The organism is Microbispora corallina, from assembly GCF_016863035.1.
Lineage (GTDB): Bacteria > Actinomycetota > Actinomycetes > Streptosporangiales > Streptosporangiaceae > Microbispora > Microbispora corallina.
The window spans coordinates 171,030-194,094 of the sequence record NZ_BOOC01000007.1 but is presented as its reverse complement, the minus strand read 5'-3'; the positions used below and the strand labels follow the sequence as shown (position 1 = coordinate 194,094).

Below are 23,065 nucleotides of genomic sequence, written 5' to 3'. Positions count from 1 at the left end.
TGGAAGTGGCGGGCGGCCAGGAGTGGAGGGCGCGGTGAGCGAGCCGACGAGGATCCTTCTCGACGAGTCCCGGATCCCCCGGAACTGGTACAACATCCTGCCCGACCTGCCGGCTCCTCCCCCGCCGCCGCTCCACCCGGCCACCCTGGAGCCGGTGGCCCCCGACGACCTCGCCGCGCTGTTCCCCATGGAGCTGATCGCGCAGGAGATGAGCGAGGACCGGTTCGTCCCGGTGCCCGAGAGCGTCCTCGACGTCTACCGCCTGTGGCGGCCGACGCCGCTGATCCGCGCCCGCCGCCTGGAGAAGAGCCTGGGCACCCCGGCGAGGATCTACTACAAGTACGAGGGAGGCAGCCCGTCGGGCTCCCACAAGCCGAACACCGCCGTCCCTCAGGCGTACTACAACGCCCGGGAGGGCGTGCGGCGGCTGACCACCGAGACGGGTGCCGGCCAGTGGGGCTCCGCGCTCGCGTTCGCCTGTGCCCAGTACGGCCTGGCCTGCGAGATCTGGATGGTCCGGGCGTCGTACGACCAGAAGCCGTACCGCAGGTCGCTGATGAAGGTGTACGGCGCGACCGTGCACGCCAGCCCGTCGGCGGTGACCACGTCGGGGTGCCGGATCCTCACCGACGACCCCGGCTGCTCCGGCTCCCTCGGCATCGCGATCAGCGAGGCGGTCGAGGCGGCGGGCGCGGCCGACGACACCCGCTACGCCCTGGGCTCGGTGCTCAACCACGTCCTGCTGCACCAGACCGTCATCGGCGAGGAGGCCCTGGAGCAGCTCGCCCTCCTGGGCGAGACGCCCGACGTCGTCGTCGGCTGCACGGGCGGCGGGTCGAACTTCGCCGGGCTGGCGTTCCCCTTCCTCAGGGAGAGGCTGGCCGGCCGGATGGACCCCGTGCTGCGCGCGGTCGAGCCGGCCGCCTGCCCCTCGTTCACGCGCGGGACGTACGCGTACGACTTCGGCGACACGGCGGGGTTCACGCCGCTGATGAAGATGCACACGCTCGGCCACCGCTTCGTGCCCGACCCCATCCACGCCGGCGGCCTGCGCTACCACGGGATGTCGCCGCTGCTGTCGCACATCCACGAGCTGGGGATGATCGAGGCGGAGGCCGTGAGCCAGAGCGCGTGCTTCGAGGCGGGGGTGCGCTTCGCGAGGACGGAGGGCATCCTCCCGGCGCCCGAGCCGTCCCACGCCCTGGCGGTGACGATCGCGGAGGCCCAGCGGTGCGCGGAGTCCGGCGAGGAGAAGGTCATCGTGACCGCGTTGTGCGGCCACGGCCACTTCGACCTGCCGGCGTACGAGCGGCACCTCGCGGGACGCCTGGAGGACTTCGCGCTGCCCCAGGAGCGCATCGACTCCGCTCTCGCCGACCTGCCCGGCGTGTAGCCCCTGGTCTGTTTCGTCCCCTGTGTGACGGGTAGGACGTGCCCCTCACCATCACGCGGATTCCACACGTCTACGAAACGCGCGCTCTACGCACTCCTGTCAAACGGCTGAAATGCGAGGTATCACCTTCATACGATTCGGGGACACCATCCGCTCTCGCCGGAGAAACCGTTGAACCGGAACTGCGTCATCAAGGATCCCGCCCCGGGGCACCGGGCGGAGTGGCGCCGCAGCAGCGCCGCGTCCGCGCATGAACGGCTGGCGTTCCTGAACGAGGCCACCCGCAGGATCGGCACCACGCTCGACCTGGCGGAGACCAGCCGGGAGCTTATGGATGTGGCCGTGCCGCGCTTCGCGGACGCCGCGGCGGTGATGGTGCAGGACCGGCTGGTGATCGACGGCGAGATCTCCTCCCGGCCGGTGGACGGCACGACGCTCGTCCGCCGGGTCGCCCTCGGCATCGCGCACGAGAGCCCGCAGCCCTGGATCGACGCGTTCCCGATCGACGAGGTGACGGTCTACCCCGCGGAGATGCCGCACGCGCAGTGCATGGCGAGCGGGAAGCCGCTGATGTACCCGGTGCTGGACAAGGAGAACGCCCGCGTCATCGGGGCGAGTGTCGACCGGGAGGACGCGGTGGCCGAGTTGCTCACCGAGTCGTCCTTCCTCGCGGTCCCGCTGCGGGCGCGGGGGCGGGTGCTCGGCTGCGCGGTGTTCGTGCGGCGCCCGCGCACCCAGCCGTTCGAGGAGCCCGACGTCACGGTGGCCGAGGACCTGGCGGCGCGGGCGGCGATCTGCATCGACAACGCCCGCCTGTACACGAGGGAGCGGCGCACCGCGCTCACCCTGCAGAGCAGCCTCCTGCCGGCCGACCTGCCGCAGCCGCTCGGCATGGACATCGCCTCGCGTTACCTGCCGGCGAGCGACCTGATGGGCGTGGGCGGCGACTGGTACGACGTGATCCCGCTGCCCGGCTGCCGCACGGCCCTCGTGGTGGGGGACGTCATGGGCCACGGGACACGGGCCGCGGCGACGATGGGCCAACTCAGGACGGCGGCACGTACGCTGGCGAGCCTCGACCTGCCGCCCGAGGAGGTGCTGTTCCGGCTCAACCTGATGAGCCAGGACCTCGACCCGACCCAGATCGCGACGTGCATCTACGCGGTCTACGACCCGGTGACCCGCGCCTGCGCGCTCTCGCGGGCCGGGCACGTGCCGCCCGTGCTCCTCCACCCGGACCGCTCCACCCAGATCATCGACCTGCCGTCCGGGCTGCCGCTCGGCATCGGCAGCGAGCCGCTGGAGTCGCGGGAGATGATCCTCCCGGCCGGCAGCGTGCTGGCCCTGTACACCGACGGCCTGGTGGAGAGCCGCGAGCGGGACCTCGACTCCGGGATCATGGCGCTGCGCCGCCTGCTGGCCGGCCGCGTCGAGGACCTGGAGGACATGTGCGACGTGATCATCAGCGGCCAGCGGTCGGGCCACGAGCGTGACGACATCGCGCTGCTGGTGGCCCGGGTGCGGGAGCTCGACCCGGACGAGATCGCGTCGTGCCCGCTGCCGGCCGACCCCCGCTTCGTGGCGCACGCCCGGAGGTTCGTCCGTTCCACGCTCGGCAGTTGGGGCCTGGGCGCGCTCGCCGACAGCACCCAGCTCATCGTGAGCGAGCTGGTCACCAACGCGCTCAAGCACGGCTGGCCGCCGATCGAGCTGCGGCTGCTGCGCGGGCGGACGCTGGTGTGCGAGGTCGCCGACGGCTCGCCGGCCACCCCGGCCCCCCGGTGGGCCACGGCCGACGAGGACACCGGCCGCGGGCTCCAGCTCATCAAGCGGTTCGCCTACCGCTGGGGCACCCGCCCCACGGCGTACGGAAAGATCGTCTGGGTGGAGCAGCATCTGCCCTGACCCCCTGACGTCCCCCTGGATGACCATGTATGACCAGATCATCGGAAGAGATACGGTCGAAGGGGGAACTCCTTTGCGAGGAGGGGAAATGATCGACATCCGTGATGCGTACCGTCGGGCGCTCGACGGCTTCGGTAACCGGCTCCACCTCGTACGGGACGACCAGTGGGAGCTGCCGACACCCTGCGTGGACTGGGACGTCCGCGGGCTCGTGAACCACCTCGTCACGGAGAACCTGTGGGCCCCGGAGCTGCTGGCCGGCCGGAGGATGGCGGAGATGGGCGAGACCTTCGAGGGCGACGTGCTCGGGGCCGACCCGGTCAAGGCGTTCGAGGTCTCGGCCCAGGGCGCCGTCCAGGCGGTGTACGCCGAGGGGGCGCTGACCGCCGCGACCCACCTGTCGTTCGGCGACGTGACGGGGGAGGAGTACATCACCGAGTTGTTCGCCGACGCGCTGATCCACACCTGGGACCTGGCACGTGCGATCGGCGGCCCGGAGCGGCTGGAGCCCGATCTGGTGGCGAAGTGCGCCGAATGGTTCGCGCAGGCGCGGGAGGGCTACCGCCTGGCCGGGGTGATGGGCGACGAGCAGGGGCTCCCGGAGGACGCCGAGCAGGCACTTCCGGAGGACGCCGACGAGCAGACGCGCCTGCTCGTCGCCTGGGGCAGAACGCCCTGACGGGCCGCTAACGCCCCGTGGGCCGCTTGCCGTGGTTGGCCTTCTTCTTCTTGCGGGCCTTCGACTTGCGCGCGCGCTTCCCCATGGCCGACCGTCCTTCCGGTGGAGTACGGCTTTCGCCCACTGTCCTCCTGAGGGTCCATGCCGTACAAGGGAGAAGGACGAACCATTGCGCACCGCCTGTACAGATCGTGGTGCGCATCCCTTCACCATGTCTCAACATGACCACTCGCAGCTTATGACATAATTTGTTGAAACTTGTTGATAAGGAGTGGGTGGATGCTGGCCCAGCAACGGCAGCAGGCGATCCTCGAGAGGGTCCGCCGGACCGGTGGAGTGCGCGTCGCGGAGCTCGTGCGCGATCTCGGCGTCTCAGACATGACCATACGCCGGGACCTGGAGGTGCTGGCGGAGCGGGGCCTGGTGGAGAAGGTCCACGGCGGCGCGACGGTGACCGGGACGGGCTCCACCGAGGAGCCCGGGTTCGCGGCCAAGTCGGTGCGCCAGCAGGCCGAGAAGGAGGCCATCGCCCGGCGCGCGGCCCAGCTCGTGCGGCCCGGGAGCTCGGTCGCCCTGTCGGCGGGCACCACGACGTGGACGCTCGCCCACCACCTGGTCGACGTGGCCGAGCTGACCGTCATCACCAACTCTGTGCAGGTGGCGGACGTGTTCCACCGCGGCGGACGGCCGGACCAGACGGTCGTGCTCGTCGGCGGTGTGCGGACGCCGTCCGACGCGCTGGTGGGTCCCGTGGCCGTGGCCGCCGTGCGGTCGCTGAACGTCGACACGCTGATGCTGGGCGTCCACGGCATGAGCACCAGGGCGGGCTTCACCACCCCCAACCTGCTGGAGGCCGAGACCAACCGGGAGTTCGTCGCCGCCGCCCAGCAGCTCGTCGTGCTGGCCGACCACACCAAGTGGGGCACGATCGGCATCAGCACGATCGCCGCCCTCGAGGAGGCCCACGTGGTGATCAGCGACGCCGGCCTGCCCGAGGAGGCGCGGGCCGAGCTCGCCGAGCACGTCGGCGACCTGGTCGTCGTCGCCCCGTCCGCCGACGCCGCGCTGGAGGCCGCGCAGTGAAGCGCACCATCACCCACCTCGCCGACGGGCGCGAGCTGATCTACTTCGACCTCCGCGACGACGCCGACCACAGCGCCGTCGACACCCGCGACCTGCCCCCGCGGCCGTACGCGTCGGAGCTGCGGTACGACCCGCTGATGGACGAGTGGGTCGCGGTCGCCCGGCACCGGCAGACCCGCACCCACCTGCCCTCCGCCGACGAGTGCCCGCTCTGCCCGGCCCATCCGGGCTCGGAGATCCCCTCGCCGTACGACGTGGCGGTGTTCGAGAACCGCTTCCCGTCCTTCAGCTTCAACGTCGGCGAGTACGAGCAGGTGGGCGGCCTCAGCGAGGTGCGTCCCGGGATCGGCCGCTGCGAGGTGGTCTGCTTCACCTCCGACCACGACGCGTCGTTCTCCTCCCTCTCGGACGAGCAGGTCGAGCTGGTGATGGAGGCGTGGGCCGACCGGACCGCGGAGCTGTCCGCGCTGCCGGGCGTCGAGCAGGTCTTCTGCTTCGAGAACCGGGGCGAGGAGATCGGCATCACGCTGCCCCACCCCCACGGCCAGATCTACGCGTACCCGTACGTCACCCCCCGGACGCGGCAGATGCTGGACGCCGCCGCCCGCCACCGGGGCGGCAACCTGTTCGCCGACGTGCTGGCCGCCGAGCGGCGCGGCCCGCGGGTCGTCGGGTCGAACGAGCACTGGACGGCGTTCGTGCCGGCCGCCGCCCGCTACCCGTTCGAGGTGCACGTCTACCCGCACCGCCGGGTGCCCGACATCCCGGCGCTGTCCTCGGAGGAGCGGGCCTCGTTCGGGCCGCTCTACACCGACGTGCTGCGGCGGCTCGACGGGCTGTTCGGCGTGTCCATGCCGTACATCGCGGCCTGGCACCAGGCGCCCGTGACGTACCGGCGCGACCTGGCCCACCTCCACCTGCAGCTGTTCAGCATCCGCCGGGCGCCGAACAAGCTGAAGTACCTGGCCGGGTCGGAGTCCGCGATGGGGGCCTTCGTGAACGACGTGCTGCCCGAGGAGGCCGCCCGGATGCTGCGCGAGTCGCGGTAACGGCTTGATCTCCGATTGATTGCGACTTGGGCTGGCACTGACCGTTTCCTTCCCACTAGTATCCATCGCACCGGCAGCCACAGCCGGATCGCCTAATCCCGGGCGCCTCGCCCGGGAGCCGGGGACCCACACACGACCCTGGGGTTAAGGCCTCGCGCCCGGGCTGCTCCCGCCCGCACCCGTCAGCTAACCCGGTCGGCGAGATGGAGAGGAGTGGGCTCTGCCCCGCGCATTCCCCCTGGCCGCGGGCGTGCTCGCCACCGTCGTGCTCGTGTTCGGCACGGCCACCGCGGGAAACGCCGACCCCAAGCCGACGGAGAGCGGCCTCAGGAAACAGCTCGCCGCGCTGGAGAAGAAGGTCGACGGCCTGATCGCCGACTACAACGCCAAGCGCGTGGCGCTCGCCAAGGCGAAGGTGTCGGAGAAGGCCGCCCGCGACCGGCTGGGGGCCGCCCAGTCCGACTACGACGCGGCGCAGCAGGCGCTGCGTGACATGGCCGGTTTGCGTTACCAGACCGACAGCGCGATCGCCGGCAGCCCCGTGCCGCTGGTCGACCTGAACGGCTCGACCGTGGCGTACCAGCTCCAGGAGGAGCAGGCCGCCCGGATGACCCAGTTCGACCAGGTTCGGACCGAGCGGCAGCGGGCGGCCGACGCCGCGAAGGCGCTGACCGCGCAGCTCAAGACGCAGTCGGCGGACGTCGCGGAGCAGCGGTCGGACGCGGAGCGGCTGATCGACGAGATCAAGGACAAGCTCGACAAGCTCATCCCGATCGCCCCCGGCCGCCGCCCCGGCGGCGCGTGGGCGCCGGAGTTGCCGAGCGGCGCCGACAACATCACGCCCCGGATGCGGTTCATGCGGTCGGAGGTCGAACAGCACTTCCAGCTGCGCTTCCCCGTCGGCTGCTACCGGGCCGAGACGAGCGGGGAGCACCCCCTCGGCCGCGCCTGCGACTTCATGATGAGCTCGGGCGGCACGATGCCGGCCCCGGATATGAAGGCCCTCGGCGACAGCATCGCCGCCTGGGCCATCAAGAACGGCCCGAAGCTCGGCGTGATGTACATCATCTGGCAGCAGCGGATCTACAACCTGGGCCGGCCGGGGTGGCGCCCCATGGCCGACCGGGGCGGGATCACGGCCAACCACTACGACCACGTCCACATCTCGATGTACTGAGCCATCCGCCCCACCCCACGGTCACGCGGGCGCGCGCCTCCCCCCGGCGGGCGCCCGCGTGACCACCCCCTCCCTCGCGCCCGAGGCCTGCGGGCCGAACCATTGGCTATGCCAGAGGCGGTCAGGTGGCAGCCGCGTGCGTGGCGCACGATCGGCGCCCTGAATGAACACCAATGGATCCCGGCATCCCAGGCTTGTTGCCGCTACGCGGTGGGACGCGAGCGCGTCGCCCGTCTCAGGAACACGTCACGATCGTCCGGCACTCTTCGACCGTGGGTCATCGGGGGCCGTGAGGTTCTCGCCGTACCGGCGAGGGCGCTCACCACGGTGGCGTCCGGCGGGGGCATGGTCACCTGAGGGCGAGCAGCACCCCGAGCACGGGAAGGGCGAGCACCGAGCGTGACGCCGGGAGCCTGGAACTTGAGCGGCGCCTCGATCAGGGAGATCGCGGCCACCATGCCCCACCTGACCAACGGCGCCGCGATCAGCAGGACCCCGGCGGCCGTCATCGGGTCTCCTCCCGTCGTGCCGGGACCCCCGCGGCGAGCGTCTTGGGGGCGACCTGGCGGAAGGCGTCCGCGACGATCTCCCCGATCTCGTCCCAGTCCAGCGGAACGTCCAGGTAGACGCCGAGCCACCCCCGATGACCGACGTACGGCGGCCGGAAGAACCGGTCCGGCTCGGTCTCCACGAGTTCCCGCTGCACACCGGGGGGCGCGGCGCACCAGAACGCGAGCCGGTCGTCGTGGTGATGGTCGGCGAACATCACGAACGACTTCTTCCCCCGGACGAACCAGGTCGGCTCTCCGTGGCTGAGCCGCTCGGTCGTCTCGGGCAGTGCGAGGCACCGGGCGCGCAGCCGTTCCAGCTGGTCCACGCTCCGACGATATGACATCGATCAGTTGTTCGGGCAGGATTCGGGGATGGCTGACACACGGACCCACCCCGGCCCCACGGGCGGCGAGCGCGAGATGCTGCGCGCCTGGCTCGACTGGCACCGCGAGACCCTGGCGTACAAGTGCGAGGGCCTGACCGAGGAGCAGTTGCGGACCCGGTCGGTGCCGCCGTCCACGCTCTCGTTGCTCGGCCTCGTCCGCCACCTCGCCGACGTGGAGCGGACCTGGTTCCGGCGGAGGCTGAACGGCGAGGACGTGCCGCCCCTCTACTTCGACGACACCGATGTCGACGGCGAGTTCGACAACGTGGACACCGCCTCGGCGGAGGAGGCGTTCGCCACCTGGCGTTCGGAGGTCGGGCACGCGCGGGCCGCCGAGGCGGCACACCCGGACCTCGACGTGCTCGCCGCGCGCGGCCGGAACGGCGAGCGCCGCTCGCTGCGCTGGATCCTCATTCACATGATCGAGGAGTACGCCCGGCACAACGGCCACGCCGACCTGCTGCGCGAGCGCCTCGACGGCGTCACGGGCGAGTAGCGCGGCCGCGGACCGTCAGCCCGCGATGCGGACCGGGTTGACCAGGTCCGCGTAGATCAGCAGGCCGCCCATGACGACCAGCAGGGCCGCCATGACGTACGTGAGCGGGAGGGCCTTCGCCACGTCGACGTACCCCGGCATCGGCCGGCGGCGCACGCGGGCGAAGACGCGCTTGACGCCCTCCCACAGGCCGCCCGCGATGTGGCCGCCGTCGAGCGGCAGCAGCGGGATGAGGTTGAACATGCCGACGGCGAGGTTCAGCCCGGCGAGCAGGTTGATGAAGACGACGATCTTGTTCTCGAGGGAGATCTGCGAGGCCGCGATCTCACCGCCGATGCGGCCGGCGCCCACGATGCCGATCGGGCCGTTCGGATCGCGCTTCTCACCGGAGAACGCGGCGTCCCACACCCCGACCATCTTCTTGGGGATGTTGACCATGGAGACCGCGGTCCGCTCGGTGAGGTCCCACATCTGGCCGATGACGTACCCGGGGCCCTGGCGCTCCACGACGGCCGTGGGCGCGACGCCGAGGAAACCGACGTTCTTGTCGATCTTCTCCGGGTCGTCGAGCGACGGCCGGTCCTGGGCGATCAGGTCGACGTTCAGCGTGAGGGCCTGCCCTGCGCGCTCGACGCCGAGCGTGGTCGTCCCCGCGCCGTGGGCGCGGATCAGCTTGGTGGCCGCCTCCCAGCTGGAGACGGAGGTGCCGCCCACGGAGGTGATGCGGTCGCCGGGCCGCAGGCCGGCCTTGGCGGCGGGGGTGAGCGGGTCGTTGGCCCGGCAGTCGCGGCTGTCCGCCTCCGCCGCCGGGATGACGCACTTGGACACCGAGGACACCGTGGGCTTCAGCACCTGGACGCCGAAGCCCATCATCACGATCGCGAACAGCACGAAGGCCAGCACGAAGTTCATCGCCGGGCCGCCGAACATGATGATGACCTTCTGCCACCACGGCTTCCGGTAGAAGACGCGCATCTCGTCGCCCGGCCGGATCTCCTCGGACGCGACCGCGCGCGCGTTCTCGATGAGGCCCTGCCAGGGGCCGGTGGAGACGCTGCGGAGCGTGTTGGGGTCGTCGGACGGGCGGGGCGGCAGCATCCCCACCATCCGGATGTAGCCGCCGAGCGGGATCCACTTCACGCCGTACTCGGTCTCACCGCGCCTGCGCGACCACAGCGTGGGCCCGAAGCCGACCATGTACTGCGTCACGCGCACGTTGAAGAGCTTGGCCGGGACGAGGTGCCCGATCTCGTGCAGCGCGATGGAGACCAGCAGGCCGACGAACAGGACAACGAACCCGGCTGCGAAGAGCCAGCTCATCAGGGCGTACCCCCGGGACGGAGAAGGTGCCTCGAAAGACCTCGCACCTTTCGAGAGTAGCCCACCATACCCGCGGGGGGCCGGTCCCGAAGCCGGTTCGGGTTGCGCGGCCGTGACCGAAACAGGACACTTCGTTGACACTGCGCATCCAGTCGATCACCCTTTGATGGACCGCCCCGAGGGGAGAATCTTGATCCGGATCCTGGTGGCCGCACACCTTCCGCTGGTTCGGCGCGGCCTGGTGGCGTCGCTCGACGGCGAGAGCGACCTGGAGGTGGTGGCCGACGTCGGCTCGGGTGAGGACATCGTGCCCGCCGCCCTCGACGTCCGGCCCGACGCCGCCGTGATCGACACGGACCTGCCCGGCGTGGACGGCCTGAGCGCCGCCGCCCGGCTCGGCGAGAAGGTCCCCCGCTGCCGGGTGATGGTGCTGTCCGGCCAGCCGAACCCGGGGCACGTGAAGCGGGCCTTCGCCGCCGGCGTGCTCGGTTACATGAGCATCCAGGTCGGTCCCGAACAGCTCGCCGACGGCATCCGGCGCATCACGAGCGGCCGCAGGGTGGTCGACTCCGACCTCGCGGTCGCGGCGCTGGAGGCCGCCGACAACCCCCTGACGCGGCGCGAGCTCGACGTGCTCAGGCTCGCCGCGGCCGGCGCCCGCTCGAAGGAGATCGCGGCGGAGCTGTCGCTGTCGGTCGGCACCGTCCGCAACCACCTGACCCGGGTGCTGTACAAGACCGGCGCCCGCAACCGCGTCGACGCCGTCCGCATCGCCACCGACTCCGGCTGGATCTGAGAGCCCGGTCAGGCCACCGTCGTGGAGGGCCTGCGCAGCGGGTGGGCGGGCATCGCCCCGCCGAGGAACGGCAGCCCGGCCGGCTCGCCGTGCAGCGCCGCCCCCGCGGCCAGCAGCACGCCGGCCGTCCCGGTCGCCAGGTCCATCGAGAGGCGCAGCAGCCGCTCCCCGGGGAACGCGAGGTGGCCCTCGTGGCCGACGGCGTGCCAGGACAGGGCCGCGAGCTGCCGGGCCGCCTCCGGGTCCTCCCTGCCCCAGCCGCCGGCCCGGTCTCTGCACAGGTACGCGATGATCCCGGCCCGTCCGGCGAACAGCCCGGGCTGGAGGTAGAAGGGCGCCCGGGCGGCCAGGTCGAGCCGCGCCCGCGCGGCGGCGAGGTCCGGGTCGGGCCGGTAGTGCAGCAGGTCGCCGAGCACCCACGCGATCCCCACGGCGCCGCCGCCGAGGTACGGCGAGGTCCGCCAGCCCTCGTTCACCTGGAGCGACCCGTCGGCCTGGCGGACGCAGCGGCGCAGGTCGTCGCGGATCGCCCGCTCCGCCTCGTCGAGCCACCGGGCGTCGCCCGTCTTCTCGAACAGCCGGAGGAACAGCAGCGCCGCCCCCGACGGGCCGTGCATGAGCCCCGCGGGAGCGCCGGGCCTGGGCGGCCGCGCGGCCACCAGGTCGGCCGTCTCCAGCGCGTCGTCCAGTGCGCCGAGGCAGATCTGGTTGAGCCCGATGCCCGAGAGCCCGCCGTACAGGCCGGGGCCGAGGTCGCGCCAGGGCCGCGCGGCGACGGTCTCCACGACCTCCAGGGCGTCCTCCCGGTGCCCGAGGCGGGCGAGGGTGTGGGCCACGCCGTGCAGGCCGTCGAAGAAGCCGGGCGGGACGTCGCCGCCGGCCCGCAGGGCCCGCTCCACCAGCCACCGCTCGTGCTCGGGGCGGACCTCCGCGCCCGTGGCGTGCAGCGCGTACAGCACACCGGCGGCGCCGTGGGCGAGGCCGAGCCCGGCGCCGGGGCGGGCGAACTGGGCCGGGTCGCCGGGGAAGAGCCGGTCGTCACGGCCGGGGGTGGCGGAGGCGAGGACGGCGTCCGCCATCGAGGCCCGCATCTGCCGCCAGCCGGTGGTCTCGGGGGCCTTGCGGCGCGGGCCGCGCCCGGCCACCCGGGCGGCGGGCCGCACGAACGCCTCCGGGACCGGGAAGAGCCTGCGGATCACGTCGGCCAGCTCCGCCGCCTTGCCCGCGTCGAGCGCGAACAGCTCGGTGAGCGGGAGGAACAGGGCGAGGCGCAGGCAGGCCAGCGCGTGCCGGTCGGCGTCGAGGCCGCTCAGCCCCGGACGCAGGCCGAGCGGGGGCTCGACGTCGGCCGCCTCGCCCACAGGCGCGGCCCGCTCGAAGTCGACGAGCGTGACCCCGCCGTCGGGCCGGACGATGACGTCGCCGGGCGTGAGGCCGCCGTGGACCAGGCCGTTCTCGTGGATCACCGTGACCGCGTCCTCGACCGCGGCGCAGATCCCGGTGACCCAGTCGACGTACGCGGCGAGGTCGCCGGGCCGGGCGCCGCCCAGCGGGTAGCGGGCCGCGAACGCGCGGTCGAGCGGCTCGCCCGCCACCCGCTCCAGCACGAGGACGCGCCGGCGGCCGGCCGTGACGTCGTCCCTGAGCGCCGGGGCCACGCCCAGCCCCGCGAGCCGTTCGAGGGCGGCGCGCTCGCGCTCCAGCCGGGCCGTCGCGTCCGCGCCGAGGGCGTCGAGCCCGGCGTGGGCGCGGGCCTCCTTGAGCACCACCTGCTCCCCCGTCCGCGGGTCCCTGGCCAGGTGGACGCCGCCGCCGTTGGTCAGGTGCAGCACGGCCTCCGGCACGTACGGCAGGACCGCGGCCGCCCGCTCCGCCTCCTCGGCGTACGGGCGCAGGAAGCCGGGCAGGGGCACCCAGGGCGGCGGGGTGAAGGAGGCGGCCCGAACGTCGGGCACTAGGACGCCGTCGGGGTCGCGGAGGGCCGGCACCGGGCGGCCGTCGGGCGACGGGCACTGGCGTTCGGCGATGGCGCCGAAGCGCACGTGGACGGGCGCCGGGCCGCACCGCAGGTCGCTGAGCACGTCGGGGCCGCGCAGCCCGTCGAGGGCCTCCGTCAGGCCGCCGATCACGGCCTCCAGCTCGCGCTCGTCGCCGGGGTAGACGGCGATGAACTTCCCGCTCGCGGCCGGGTCGGCGTACTTGCCGTCGCGGAGGTGGAGGACGGCCGGGGAGCGGAGGAACTTGAACGTGAGGCGCCGGCCGAAGCAGTAGGCGGCCGTCCGGTCCAGGATCTCGGCGGCGTCGTCCAGGCGGGCGGAGACGTGGATCTTCCAGCCCTGGTCGGGCGGGGAAACGGCGGGCGGGCGGCAGACGACCCAGTCGCCCTGCCGGGTGCGCGTCCATCCGGCGGGCACCGGCCGGCCGGCCGCCTCGAAGTCGGGCCCGGCGGCCTCACCCGCCCGCGGGGCGTCGTAGAAGACCGGGTCGGCGCGGCAGTAAAGCTCGTATCGCATCTCCACGATCTCTCGCCCCTTTTCCGGACGTCGCCGCGACAGCCGTACCGACGGTCGCGGCCGGGGGACGGGCCATCGGCGGGCGACCTTCGTCAACGAATGGTACATGAACAGTTACAGAATGTGACGGCTCAGCGGATCAGCCGGCGCGACCGCTTTCCGGGCGCGGTGAGGGCGTCAGGGGCGCCAGATCAGGACGAGCGCGCAGTCGTCGTTGTGCCCCGAGGTCATCGACTGCACGAGCTGACGGGCCCGGTCCCGGAAGTCGGACGGCAGCAGCCGCTCGGCCTCCCCCAGCAGCCGGTCGAGGCCGGAGTCGATGTCGCGGCCGGGCTGCTCGATGAGCCCGTCGGTGAACAGCATGAGCGCGTCTCCCTTGCGGAGCACGCCGCTGTCGGTCTCGCAGTGCAGGTCGGGGACGACCCCGAGCACGACGCCCTTGGCCGTGGAGACCCGCCAGGTGCCCGACCCGGAGTCGAACCGGACGACGGGCGGATGCCCCGCCGAGGTGATCGTGTACTCCCCGGTCGACAGGTCGAGGCTCAGGTGGACGGCCGTGACGAACCCCTCGTCGCCGAGCTGGCGGTGGAGGTAGGTGTTGCAGGCGCCCAGGAAGTCGTCGACCGACCCGAGCAGGCCGCCGAACGTGCCCGAGAGCATGAGCGCCCTGGTCCCGGCGTCGACGCCCTTGCCTGAGACGTCGACGACCGCCACTTGGACGAGGTCGCCCTCCCGCAGGGACACCACGAAGTCGCCGCCGAACGACGAGCCGCCGGCCTGCTTGAGCACGACCTTGCCGCCCCAGTCCTTGGGCAGCGGCGGCAGCTCGCTCTGCCGCTTCAGGCGGTCGCGCAGCTCCAGCAGCATCGCGTCCCCGCGCAGGCCCTGGACCCCCAGCTTGCCGCGGGTACGCGACATGGCCCACGCGAGCGCCGCTGTGAAGGCCATCGTGATGAGCAGACCCGGGCCCACACTGACGACGCCCCTGATCGGGCCCATGTACATGAGCGAGGCCGTCACCGCGCAGAGCAGCACGGCCAGGCTGCGCAGCCGCAGCCGGAGGCCGCCGAGCAGCATGACCGGAATCAGGAGGGACGGGGAGAACCAGTACACCGAGATCTCGGCGTCGAGCACCCCGATCCCCAGGGTGACAACGACCAGGGCCATCATGAGATTGCGGTCCGTCGACCAGCCCCGCCGGACGAGTCGCACCAATGGCACCAGCAGCGGCACGCGCACCAGGAGCGCGCGCAACCGGGGAGGGATCAGCGGCGCCGAGCGGGAAGTCATGATGACCTCGACTGTATCCGCCCATCCCTGCTGAAGGCACCCGCTTGACCAAGACCTTGATCGTCGGGCACGGATATTGGGTCGCCCCGCCGGGCGGTTCGCTCCTACCCTTTCTCGGGTGAGCGTCACGGTTCGCCCCATCACCGAGGCCGAATGGCCCGCCTTCGTGGCCGTCGACTACGAGGCCTTCAACGCCTCCTACCCGCCCGAGGTCTCCGAACGCTGGAGGGAGATCGCGGAGATCGACCGCTCCCTGTCGGCGTTCGACGGCGACCTGATGGTGGGGTGCGCCATGGCGCTCAGCCTGACCATGACGGTCCCGGGCGGCCCGATCCCCGTCGCCGGCGTCACCGCGGTCGGGGTGCTGCCCTCGCACCGGCGGCGCGGGGTGCTGTCGGCGCTGATGACGCACCAGCTGCGCGAGCTGCACGACAGCGGGCGCGAGGCGGTGGCCGCGCTGTACGCCACCGAGGCCGGGATCTACGGCCGGTTCGGGTATGGCAGGGCCGTCGACAACCTGTTCTTCCGGGTGCCCACGCGGATGTCGGCCTTCGTCCCGCACGCGCCCGCCGACCCGGCGCTGCGCCTGCGGGTGGCCGCGCCGGCCGAAGCGCTGCCCGAGCTCCGCCGGGTGTTCGACGCCGTCCGCCTGCGGCGTCCCGGCATGTACGCGCGGTCGGAGAGGCTCTGGCGTATCGAGGTGCTCGCGGACGAGGAGCGCGACCGGGGCGGGAACGGGCCGCTGCGCTGCATGATCGTGGAGGACGCCGAGGGGCCGCGGGGCTACGCGCTCTTCCGCGTCAAGTCCCGCACGACCGACCACGACGTGCCCGACGGCGAGGTGCTCCTGAAGGAGCTGTTCGCCACGGACCCCGCGGCGTACGCCCTGGCCTGGCGCAGCGTGCTCGACCGGGACCTCTGCTCGTCCGTGTACGCCTGGAACCGCCCGGTGGACGACCCGCTCGCCCACCTGCTGGCCGAGCCGCGCCACCTGAACGCGGGATGGCTGGACGAGCTGTGGATCCGCCTCGTCGACGTGGACCGGGCGCTGACCTCCCGGACGTACGCCGCCCCGGCCGACCTCGTCATCGAGGTGGCGGACGAGCGGTGCCCGTGGAACGCGGGCCGCTGGCGGCTCACCACCGCCAAGGGCCTGTGCGAGCGGACCGGCGACCCGGCCGACCTCACGCTGCCCGTGGACGCGCTGGGCGCGGCCTACCTCGGCGGCCGCCCGCTGCGGGCGCTGGCCGACGCGGGTCTCGTGCGGGAGCACCGCGAGGGCGCGCTGCAGGAGCTGTCGGCCGCGATGGCGTGGGACCCGAAGCCGTGGACCGGCATGGTCTTCTGACCGCCCCTCCCGCCGTACGATCTCCCGGACCCGCGGCGCCGGACGGGAGATCGCGTAGTCTCGAAGGCATGGCGCTGCAGAGCTTGCAGATCACGGCGATCACCGCGATGCGGGCGCGCGACGTGTCGCGGCCCACGCGCGAACAGCAGGAGGCGGCCGACGAGCGGCCGCTGCGCGACGAGACGCCCCGGCGGGAGGGCCGCCGGGGGCGCGGCGACGTCCGCGAGAACCGGGATGCCGCGACGTGAGGTGGCGGCGGTCCCGCGAGGAGTCCGCACGGCGACGCCGGGTCGCGGGCGTCCCGGGAGAGGTCCGCAGAGCGACGTCAGCTCGCGGCGGTCCCGCGAGGACGCCGCCTGGTCGGCCCGCCCGTCAGGGCAGCGGCGGCAGCTCGCCGGTCGTCTCGTAGTCGCTCAGCTGCCGGATGCGGCGGGCGTGCCGCTCGGCGCCGGAGAACGGCGTCGCCAGGAAGATCTCGACGAAGCGGGTCGCCTCCTCCGCCGTGTGCATCCGGGCGCCCACGCCGATGACGTTGGCGTCGTTGTGCTCGCGGGAGAGGCGGGCCGTGTCCTCGCTCCAGGCGAGGGCGGCGCGGATCCCGCGCACCTTGTTGGCGGCGATCTGCTCGCCGTTGCCCGAACCGCCGATCACGACGCCCAGGGAGGCCGGGTCCCCGGCCACGCCCGCGGCGGCCCGCAGCACGAACGCGGGGTAGTCGTCCTCCGCGTCGTAGACGGAGGGCCCGCAGTCCACCACGTCGTGGCCCTGGTCCTTCAGCCAGGAGACCAGGTGGTTCTTCAGCTCGTAGCCGGCATGGTCGGCACCGATGTAGACGCGCACCCCACAAGTTTCCCAGTTCCCGGCAGCGGACACGACCGCGGGGCTGCACTAGAGTAAGTGTCGACGGTGCCATCAGGCCCTTACATCCCGCCCTCCCAGGGCACCTCTCCCGGAGGACCACAAGCGTCATGCGCGAGATCCGGTACGTCGGCGACCCCATCCTGCGCACTCCCGCCGAGCCTGTGACGGACTTCGACAGGGAGCTGCGGCGCCTCATCGACGAGATGTTCGCGGTCATGTACTCCGCCGACGGCGTCGGCCTCGCCGGTCCGCAGATCGGCGTCGGCCGCCGGCTGTTCGTCTACGACATCAGCAACCGCAAGGGGCACGTGATCAACCCCGAGCTCACCGTCGACGACCCGGAGCAGGTCGTCGAGGAGGAGGGCTGCCTGTCGGTGCCGGGGAGGCAGACCGGCAAGCCGATCTACGCCCCCACCCCGCGGGCCGCCGGAGTGACGCTGCGCGGCGTCGACAAGCTCGGCCGCCCGGTGAGCGTGAAGGCCCGGGGCATGCTCGCCCGCTGCTTCCAGCACGAGTTCGACCACCTCGAGGGCAGCCTGTACGTCGACCGGCTGGGCAAGGACGAGCGCAGGAAGATCCTCCTCCAGGCGCCCTGACCCTCACATCTGGATGGCCTTGACCTCCAGGTACTCCTCCAGGCCGAAGTCCCCCATCTCGCGCCCGACGCCGGAGTGCTTGTAGCCCCCGAAGGGCGCGAGCGGGTTGAACCGGCCGCCGTTCACGGCCACCTGGCCGGTGCGCAGCCTGCGGGCCACGGCCAGCGCCTTCTCCTCCGTGCTCGCCCACACCGCCCCCGACAGCCCGTACGGCGTGCCGTTCGCGATCTCCACGGCCTCGTCCTCGGAGCCGAACGGGATGACCGACAGCACGGGGCCGAAGATCTCCTCCTGCTCGATCGCCATGCCCGGGGAGACGCCGGCGAAGACGGCGGGCTCGACGTAGTAGCCGCGGTCCATGGGGTTGTCGGTGCCGCCGATCACCAGTCGGGCGCCCTCCTCCTGGCCCCGGTTGATGTACCGGACCACGCGGTCGCGCTGGGCGGCCGACACCAGCGGGCCGAGGCGGGTGCCCTCGGCGAACGGGTCGCCCGGCGTGTACGAGGCGGCGAACCCGGCGGCCAGCCGCACCGCGTCGTCGTACTGGTCCCAGTGGACGAGCATCCGGGTCAGGGCCGAGCAGGTCTGGCCCGAGTTGAGGTAGGCCCCGGCCACGCCCGCCTTGACCGCCGTCTCCAGGTCGGCGTCGGGCAGGATGACGTTCGCGGACTTGCCGCCGAGTTCGAGCGCCACCCGCTTGACCGTCTCGGCCGCCAGCGCCGCGACCCGGCGCCCGGCCCGGGTCGAGCCGGTGAAGGAGACCATGTCGACGTCCGGGTGGGCGGCGATGGCCTCGCCCACGACCGGGCCGTACCCGCTGACCAGGTTGAACACGCCGGGCGGCAGCCCGACCTCCTGGAAGATCTCCGCCAGCGCGTACGCCGCGAGCGGCGCGACCTCGCTCGGCTTGAGCACGACCGTGCAGCCGGCCGCGAGCGCCGGGGCGACCTTGCAGATCACCTGGTGCAGCGGGTAGTTCCACGGCGTGATGGCCCCCACCACGCCCACGGGCTCCCGGACGATCATCGAGTTGCCGACCTTGCCCGCGTCGAACTCGTAGCGGCCGAGCAGCTCGGCGTACGACGCGAGCACGCCCGCGGGCATGAGCGTCTGCACCTTCAGCGCCAGCGCCAGCGGGGCGCCCATGTCCGTGGCGATCGTCGCGGCGACGTCGCCGGCGCGCTCCTTCAGCAGGCCCGCCGCGGCGGCGAGACGGCCCGCCCGTTCGGAGGGCGACGTGGCGGACCACGACGGGAAGGCGGCGCGGGCGGCGGCGACGGCGGCCTCGACGTCCGCGGGCGTGCCCGCCGGGACCCGGTCCACCACCTCCTCCGTCGCGGGGTTGACGACGTCGATGCCCTCACCCGAGGAGGAGGGGACCCAGGCTCCGTTCACGAACAGCTGACGCATGTCCTTCATCCTCGCAAGTCAGCTGTCATATGGCGAGCGGCCTCACCCGCTCGATCTCGGTTCCCGTCAGGAGGACACGGAGACGTTCCGATCAGGTGAAGATCGGGTCGCGGGTCCGGGAGCGCTTCAGCTCGAAGAACCCGTCGGTCCCGGTGACCAGCAGCACGCCGTCCCACAGGCGGGCGGCGGCCTCGCCGCGCGGGATGGGCGACACCACGGGCCCGAAGAACGCGTTCCCCTCGACGGAGACGACCGGCGTGCCGACCTCCTGACCCACCAGGTCGATGCCCTCGGCGTGGGAGCGGCGGACGGCCTCGTCGTACTCGTGCGACTCCAGCGCGGCGGCCAGCTCCCGGTCGAGGCCGGCGGCGGCCAGGGCGTCCTCGATCGTGGCCCGGTCGCGCTCGCGGCCCTCGTCGTGGAAGCGCGTGCCGATCTGCGTGTAGAGCTCGCCGAGCACCTGCTCGCCGTACTTGTCCGCGGCGGCGGCGAGCACGCGCACCGGGCCGATCGTCTTCCGGGTGCGCTCGCGGTACTCCTCGGGGATGTCCTTGTCCTCGTTCAGCACGGCGAGGCTCATGATGTGCCACCGGACGTCGATGGGGCGGACCTTCTCCACCTCGAGGACCCAGCGGGACGTGATCCACGCCCAGGGGCAGGCGGGGTCGAACCAGAAATCGACCTGCGTTCGCTCGGACACTGTGCCACCCTCTCACCGGAATGTGATTCCATCGATCGTCAACCCTGGGACATTTCCTGCTATTCCAGGTAGGGCAGATCTCGAATCCCGAACTGTCGCCGTGACATGGCAGGATTCAGGCAATCCCTTTCGCGACGGGGCGGCGGGGATCGGGGGAGAGAATTCGCGATGAGGAGCAGGTGTGGCAGGCAATCTCACACGTGACGAGGCTCGGGAGCGCGCCCGGCTGCTCGAGGTCCAGTCCTACCGGGTCGAGCTCGACCTGACCGAGGGCGATGAGCGCTTCGAGAGCATCACCACGGTCCACTTCACCTCCAGCCGGCCGGGGGCGGACACCTTCATCGACCTGCACGGCGCGCACGTGCGGAAGGTCGTCCTGAACGGCGGTGAGCTCGACGTCGACGCCTACGACGCCGAGAAGGGGCGCTTCCCGCTGCCGGGGCTCGCGGAGCGCAACGAGCTGCGGATCGACGCCGACGCCAGCTACATGCGCACGGGCGAGGGCCTGCACCGCTTCGTCGACCCGGTCGACCAGCAGGTCTACCTGCACAGCCAGTTCGAGACGGCCGACGCGCACCGGATGTACGCCTGCTTCGACCAGCCCGACCTGAAGGCGACCTTCGAGCTCACCGTCCTCGCGCCGGCGAGCTGGGAGGTCGTGTCGAACGCCGCCCCCGACTCGGTCGAACACCTGGACGAGCACCACGGGCGCCACGGGACGCTCCAGGAGGCCCGGCGCTGGCACTTCCCGCCCACGCCGGTCATGTCGACGTACATCACCGCGCTGATCGCCGGGCCGTACGCCGTGGTCCGCGACGAGCACGACGGCATTCCGCTGGGTATCTACGTGCGCCGCTCGCTCGCCGAGCACCTCGACCCGGACAACATCTTCGAGGTCACCAAGCAGGGCTTCGACTTCTTCCACCGCGTGTTCGGCCTGCGCTACCCGTTCGCGAAGTACGACCAGCTGTTCGTGCCCGAGTTCAACGCCGGCGCCATGGAGAACGCGGGCGCCGTCACGTTCCTGGAGGACTACGTCTTCCGCTCGCGCGTGACCGACGCCATGGTCGAGCGCAGGGCCGAGACGATCCTGCACGAGATGGCCCACATGTGGTTCGGCGACCTCGTCACCATGCGGTGGTGGGACGACCTGTGGCTGAACGAGTCGTTCGCCACCTACATGTCGGTGTTGTGCCAGGCCGAGGCCACCCGCTGGGGACAGGGCGCCTGGACGACGTTCGCCAATGTGGAGAAGGCCTGGGCCTACCGGCAGGACCAGCTGCCCTCGACCCACCCGATCGCGGCCGACATCCCCGACATGCAGGCCGTCGAGGTCAACTTCGACGGCATCACCTACGCCAAGGGCGCGTCGGTGCTCAAGCAGCTGGTCGCCTACGTGGGCCTCGACAACTTCCTGGCCGGCGTCCGCGACTACTTCAACGAGCACGCCTGGGGCAACACCACCCTGCAGGACCTGCTGTCCGCGCTGGAGCGCACGTCCGGGCGCGACCTGTCCGCCTGGTCGAAGGAGTGGCTGGAGACCTCCGGGGTCAACACGCTGCGCCCGTCGTTCACGACCGACGGCGAGGGCCGCTTCCTGTCGTTCGAGGTGCTGCAGGAGGCCACGGCCGAGCACCCGACGCTGCGCTCGCACCGCATCGCGATCGGCCTCTACTCGCTGCGCGACGGCGTGCTGGCCCGCACCCGCCGGGTCGAGCTCGACATCGTCGGCGCTCGCACGGCCGTCCCCGAGCTGGTCGGCGAGGTCCAGCCCGACCTGGTGCTCCTCAACGACGACGACCTGACGTACGCCAAGATCCGGCTCGACGGCCGCTCGCTGGAGACGCTGGTAAACGGCGGCATCTCGGCCTTCCAGGAGTCGCTCCCCCGCGCCCTGTCGTGGTCGGCCGCCTGGGACATGACCCGCGACGCCGAGATGGCCACCCGCGACTACGTCCGCCTGGTGACCTCCGGCATCGACTCGGTCCGCGACATCACGGTCCTGCAGACCGTGCTGCGCCAGGCCCGCCTCGCCGTCCAGCAGTACGCCGACCCGGCGTGGCGCGAGACCGGCCTCGCCGAGCTGTCCGCCGCGCTGCGTGGCCTGGTCGCGGGCGCCCAGCCGGGCTCCGACCACCAGCTCGCCTACGTCAACGCGTTCACCGCCGTCGCCACCTCGCCGGAGGACCTCGCGTTCGTCAAGGCGATCCTCGACGGCGAGTCGGTTCCCGAGGGCCTGGCCGTCGACACCGACCTGCGCTGGACGCTCACCCACGCGCTGGTGTCGGGCGGCGTGCTCGGCGCCGCGGACATCGACGCGGAGCTCGCCCGCGACCGCACGGCCACGGGCGAGCGCTCGGCCGCGATGAGCCGGGCCGCGATCCCGACGCCGGAGAACAAGGCCGAGACCTGGGCCGCGATCGTCGGCGGCAAGCTGAGCGGCGCGCTGCTGCGCTCGACCATCCTCGGCTTCATGGACCCGCACCACGTCGACCTGCTCGAGCCGTACGGCGACAGGTACTTCGACGAGGCCGGCCGCATCTGGGGCGAGTGGACCTCCGACTCCGCGCAGAACTTCGCGATCGGCTGCTACCCGGCCCTGCTGATCCGCCCCGAGACGGTGGCCCGCACGCAGGACCGCATCAGCGCCGACCAGCCGCCGCACGCGCTGCGCCGGCTGCTCCTCGAGGGCGCGGACGGCGTGAGCCGCGCGCTGCGGGCCCAGGCGAAGGACGCCACTGCCTGACCCGCTTCTCCTGGACGAGGGCCCGGCCTGCGCGCCGGGCCCTCGCGGCGTCTCTCCGGTGTCTCTCCGGTGTCTCTCCGGCGCCTGTTCTGACGGTGTTGTGGCAGGTGAAAGCACTGCGCAAGCGCGGTGCAAGCCCCTCGCGGTGGGATGGGGACGCCGGGCATTCACACCGTGGGCCGCCCGGGTCCGCCGTCCCCCCAGGAGGCCACCGTGATCTCAGCACTCGTCGCCGGCGCCGTCGTGGCCGCCCTGACCGTGATGCTCGTCTCCGTCTACAACCGCCTGGTCCGCGGCCGCAACGCCGTGGACAACGCGTGGGCGCAGATCGACGTCCAGCTCAAGCGGCGGTACGACCTCATCCCCAACCTGGTCGAGACCGTGAAGGGCTACGCGGCCCACGAGCGGCAGACCCTCGACGCCGTGATCGCGGCCCGCGCGCAGGCCATCGGCGCCCGCGGCCCGGCCGACCGCGCCGCCGCGGAGAACATGCTGTCGGGCGCGCTCAAGAGCCTCTTCGCCGTCGCCGAGGCCTACCCCGACCTCAAGGCCAGCCGGAACTTCTCCGAGCTCCAGGAGGAGCTCGCCGCGACCGAGAACCGGATCGCCTACTCCCGGCAGTACTACAACGACGCGGTGCTGACCTACAACAACGCGATCCAGACGGTCCCGGCGAACATCGTCGCCGGCATGACCGGGTTCATCCCCCGCGAGTACTTCCAGGCGCCGGGCGAGGAGCGCGGCCCCGTCCAGGTCCGGTTCTAGC

21 protein-coding genes and 1 riboswitch are annotated in these 23,065 nt (G+C 72.2%); of the genes, 13 read left to right on the top strand and 8 right to left on the bottom strand.

Annotated features, from left to right (window positions below; translation table 11 throughout):
- Positions 1–34: 34 nt before the first annotated feature.
- The 3 genes from Mco01_RS11850 (at position 35) to Mco01_RS11840 (ending at position 3,977) form a co-directional block, all read left to right on the top strand.
- Entirely contained in the window at positions 35–1,393 is a 1,359-nt protein-coding gene (locus Mco01_RS11850) for a TrpB-like pyridoxal phosphate-dependent enzyme (RefSeq protein ID WP_204056934.1), read from the top strand.
- 171 nt (positions 1,394–1,564) lie between these two features.
- Positions 1,565–3,298 carry an ATP-binding SpoIIE family protein phosphatase gene (locus Mco01_RS11845; RefSeq protein ID WP_204056933.1) on the top strand — a complete coding sequence of 578 codons (1,734 nt, stop codon included), beginning with the start codon at positions 1,565–1,567 and terminating at the stop codon, positions 3,296–3,298.
- A gap of 88 nt (positions 3,299–3,386) precedes the next feature.
- The gene (locus Mco01_RS11840; protein ID WP_204056932.1) at positions 3,387–3,977 is read left to right on the top strand and encodes a TIGR03086 family metal-binding protein; all 591 of its coding nucleotides are present in this window, start codon (positions 3,387–3,389) and stop codon (positions 3,975–3,977) included.
- 7 nt (positions 3,978–3,984) lie between these two features.
- On the opposite strand, the gene Mco01_RS40175 is transcribed toward Mco01_RS11840, so the two are convergent.
- Positions 3,985–4,062 carry a 50S ribosomal protein bL37 gene (locus Mco01_RS40175; RefSeq protein ID WP_370027834.1) on the bottom strand — a complete coding sequence of 26 codons (78 nt, stop codon included), beginning with the start codon at positions 4,060–4,062 and terminating at the stop codon, positions 3,985–3,987.
- A 194-nt stretch (positions 4,063–4,256) separates the two neighbouring features.
- Here Mco01_RS40175 and Mco01_RS11835 point away from each other — a divergent pair, with 194 nt between their 5' ends.
- The 3 genes from Mco01_RS11835 to Mco01_RS11825 all read left to right on the top strand — a co-directional run bounded on the left by Mco01_RS11835 (position 4,257) and on the right by Mco01_RS11825 (position 7,286).
- Positions 4,257–5,060: a DeoR/GlpR family DNA-binding transcription regulator gene (locus Mco01_RS11835; RefSeq protein ID WP_204056931.1), complete on the top strand. Its 804-nt coding sequence runs from the start codon at positions 4,257–4,259 to the stop codon at positions 5,058–5,060.
- Positions 5,057–6,109: a galactose-1-phosphate uridylyltransferase gene (galT, locus tag Mco01_RS11830; protein ID WP_204056930.1), complete on the top strand. Its 1,053-nt coding sequence runs from the start codon at positions 5,057–5,059 to the stop codon at positions 6,107–6,109. Before Mco01_RS11835 ends, galT begins: the two co-directional genes overlap by 4 nt.
- Positions 6,110–6,188: 79 nt before the next feature.
- A riboswitch (cyclic di-AMP (ydaO/yuaA leader) is annotated at positions 6,189–6,325 on the top strand.
- Between the two features lie 34 nt (positions 6,326–6,359).
- Positions 6,360–7,286: a coiled-coil domain-containing protein gene (locus tag Mco01_RS11825; RefSeq protein ID WP_204056929.1), complete on the top strand. Its 927-nt coding sequence runs from the start codon at positions 6,360–6,362 to the stop codon at positions 7,284–7,286.
- Between the two features lie 505 nt (positions 7,287–7,791).
- On the opposite strand, the gene Mco01_RS11820 is transcribed toward Mco01_RS11825, so the two are convergent.
- Positions 7,792–8,163 (bottom strand): MmcQ/YjbR family DNA-binding protein, encoded by a 372-nt coding sequence (locus Mco01_RS11820; protein WP_239103535.1) that lies wholly within the window; start codon positions 8,161–8,163, stop codon positions 7,792–7,794.
- A 46-nt stretch (positions 8,164–8,209) separates the two neighbouring features.
- Here Mco01_RS11820 and Mco01_RS11815 point away from each other — a divergent pair, with 46 nt between their 5' ends.
- Entirely contained in the window at positions 8,210–8,719 is a 510-nt protein-coding gene (locus Mco01_RS11815) for a DinB family protein (RefSeq protein ID WP_239103534.1), read from the top strand.
- 15 nt (positions 8,720–8,734) lie between these two features.
- Here Mco01_RS11815 and Mco01_RS11810 read toward each other — a convergent pair whose 3' ends face one another.
- Positions 8,735–10,039 carry a M50 family metallopeptidase gene (locus Mco01_RS11810; protein WP_204056927.1) on the bottom strand — a complete coding sequence of 435 codons (1,305 nt, stop codon included), beginning with the start codon at positions 10,037–10,039 and terminating at the stop codon, positions 8,735–8,737.
- Between the two features lie 190 nt (positions 10,040–10,229).
- On the opposite strand from Mco01_RS11810, the gene Mco01_RS11805 reads away from it, so the two are divergent.
- A complete protein-coding gene (locus Mco01_RS11805; RefSeq protein WP_204056926.1) occupies positions 10,230–10,835 on the top strand; it encodes a response regulator transcription factor in 606 nt (201 codons plus the stop codon).
- 8 nt (positions 10,836–10,843) lie between these two features.
- Here Mco01_RS11805 and lanKC read toward each other — a convergent pair whose 3' ends face one another.
- Both lanKC and Mco01_RS11795 read right to left on the bottom strand, forming a co-directional pair.
- Positions 10,844–13,348 (bottom strand): class III lanthionine synthetase LanKC, encoded by a 2,505-nt coding sequence (gene lanKC, locus Mco01_RS11800; protein ID WP_239103533.1) that lies wholly within the window; start codon positions 13,346–13,348, stop codon positions 10,844–10,846.
- A gap of 177 nt (positions 13,349–13,525) precedes the next feature.
- A complete protein-coding gene (locus tag Mco01_RS11795; RefSeq protein WP_204056924.1) occupies positions 13,526–14,638 on the bottom strand; it encodes a PP2C family protein-serine/threonine phosphatase in 1,113 nt (370 codons plus the stop codon).
- 118 nt (positions 14,639–14,756) lie between these two features.
- On the opposite strand from Mco01_RS11795, the gene Mco01_RS11790 reads away from it, so the two are divergent.
- Both Mco01_RS11790 and Mco01_RS11785 read left to right on the top strand, forming a co-directional pair.
- Positions 14,757–15,986 carry a GNAT family N-acetyltransferase gene (locus Mco01_RS11790; RefSeq protein WP_204056923.1) on the top strand — a complete coding sequence of 410 codons (1,230 nt, stop codon included), beginning with the start codon at positions 14,757–14,759 and terminating at the stop codon, positions 15,984–15,986.
- A gap of 68 nt (positions 15,987–16,054) precedes the next feature.
- Positions 16,055–16,234 carry a hypothetical protein gene (locus Mco01_RS11785; RefSeq protein ID WP_204056922.1) on the top strand — a complete coding sequence of 60 codons (180 nt, stop codon included), beginning with the start codon at positions 16,055–16,057 and terminating at the stop codon, positions 16,232–16,234.
- Positions 16,235–16,358: 124 nt separating this feature from the next.
- Here the strand turns inward: Mco01_RS11785 and Mco01_RS11780 are convergent, their stop codons facing one another.
- Positions 16,359–16,826, bottom strand: coding sequence for a ribose-5-phosphate isomerase (locus Mco01_RS11780; RefSeq protein WP_204056921.1), 468 nt, complete (start codon positions 16,824–16,826; stop codon positions 16,359–16,361).
- A gap of 128 nt (positions 16,827–16,954) precedes the next feature.
- Between Mco01_RS11780 and def the strand changes: the two genes are divergently transcribed.
- Positions 16,955–17,443, top strand: coding sequence for a peptide deformylase (gene def / locus Mco01_RS11775; protein ID WP_204056920.1), 489 nt, complete (start codon positions 16,955–16,957; stop codon positions 17,441–17,443).
- Positions 17,444–17,446: 3 nt separating this feature from the next.
- On the opposite strand, the gene Mco01_RS11770 is transcribed toward def, so the two are convergent.
- Together Mco01_RS11770 and Mco01_RS11765 are read right to left on the bottom strand one after the other, a co-directional pair.
- Positions 17,447–18,853 carry an aldehyde dehydrogenase family protein gene (locus Mco01_RS11770; RefSeq protein ID WP_204056919.1) on the bottom strand — a complete coding sequence of 469 codons (1,407 nt, stop codon included), beginning with the start codon at positions 18,851–18,853 and terminating at the stop codon, positions 17,447–17,449.
- Between the two features lie 91 nt (positions 18,854–18,944).
- Positions 18,945–19,553, bottom strand: a complete 609-nt coding sequence (locus Mco01_RS11765; protein ID WP_204056918.1) for a mycothiol-dependent nitroreductase Rv2466c family protein — start codon at positions 19,551–19,553, stop codon at positions 18,945–18,947.
- Between the two features lie 181 nt (positions 19,554–19,734).
- Here Mco01_RS11765 and pepN point away from each other — a divergent pair, with 181 nt between their 5' ends.
- Positions 19,735–22,299, top strand: a complete 2,565-nt coding sequence (pepN, locus tag Mco01_RS11760; RefSeq protein WP_204056917.1) for an aminopeptidase N — start codon at positions 19,735–19,737, stop codon at positions 22,297–22,299.
- Between the two features lie 213 nt (positions 22,300–22,512).
- On the top strand, positions 22,513–23,064 hold the full coding sequence (locus Mco01_RS11755; RefSeq protein ID WP_204056916.1) for a LemA family protein: 552 nt from the start codon (positions 22,513–22,515) through the stop codon (positions 23,062–23,064).
- Position 23,065: the final 1 nt, after the last annotated feature.

Bases quoted from the DNA above. Each gene is read 5' to 3' on its own strand.
- Mco01_RS40175 (WP_370027834.1), bottom strand. From the start codon at position 4,062: ATGGGGAAGCGCGCGCGCAAGTCGAAGGCCCGCAAGAAGAAGAAGGCC.
- Mco01_RS11770 (WP_204056919.1), bottom strand. From the start codon at position 18,853: ATGCGTCAGCTGTTCGTGAACGGAGCCTGGGTCCCCTCCTCCTCGGGT.
- def (WP_204056920.1), top strand. From the start codon at position 16,955: ATGCGCGAGATCCGGTACGTCGGCGACCCCATCCTGCGCACTCCCGCC.
- Mco01_RS11810 (WP_204056927.1), bottom strand. From the start codon at position 10,039: ATGAGCTGGCTCTTCGCAGCCGGGTTCGTTGTCCTGTTCGTCGGCCTG.
- Mco01_RS11795 (WP_204056924.1), bottom strand. From the start codon at position 14,638: ATGACTTCCCGCTCGGCGCCGCTGATCCCTCCCCGGTTGCGCGCGCTC.
- lanKC (WP_239103533.1), bottom strand. From the start codon at position 13,348: ATGCGATACGAGCTTTACTGCCGCGCCGACCCGGTCTTCTACGACGCC.
- Mco01_RS11785 (WP_204056922.1), top strand. From the start codon at position 16,055: ATGGCGCTGCAGAGCTTGCAGATCACGGCGATCACCGCGATGCGGGCG.
- Mco01_RS11840 (WP_204056932.1), top strand. From the start codon at position 3,387: ATGATCGACATCCGTGATGCGTACCGTCGGGCGCTCGACGGCTTCGGT.
- Mco01_RS11835 (WP_204056931.1), top strand. From the start codon at position 4,257: ATGCTGGCCCAGCAACGGCAGCAGGCGATCCTCGAGAGGGTCCGCCGG.
- Mco01_RS11815 (WP_239103534.1), top strand. From the start codon at position 8,210: ATGGCTGACACACGGACCCACCCCGGCCCCACGGGCGGCGAGCGCGAG.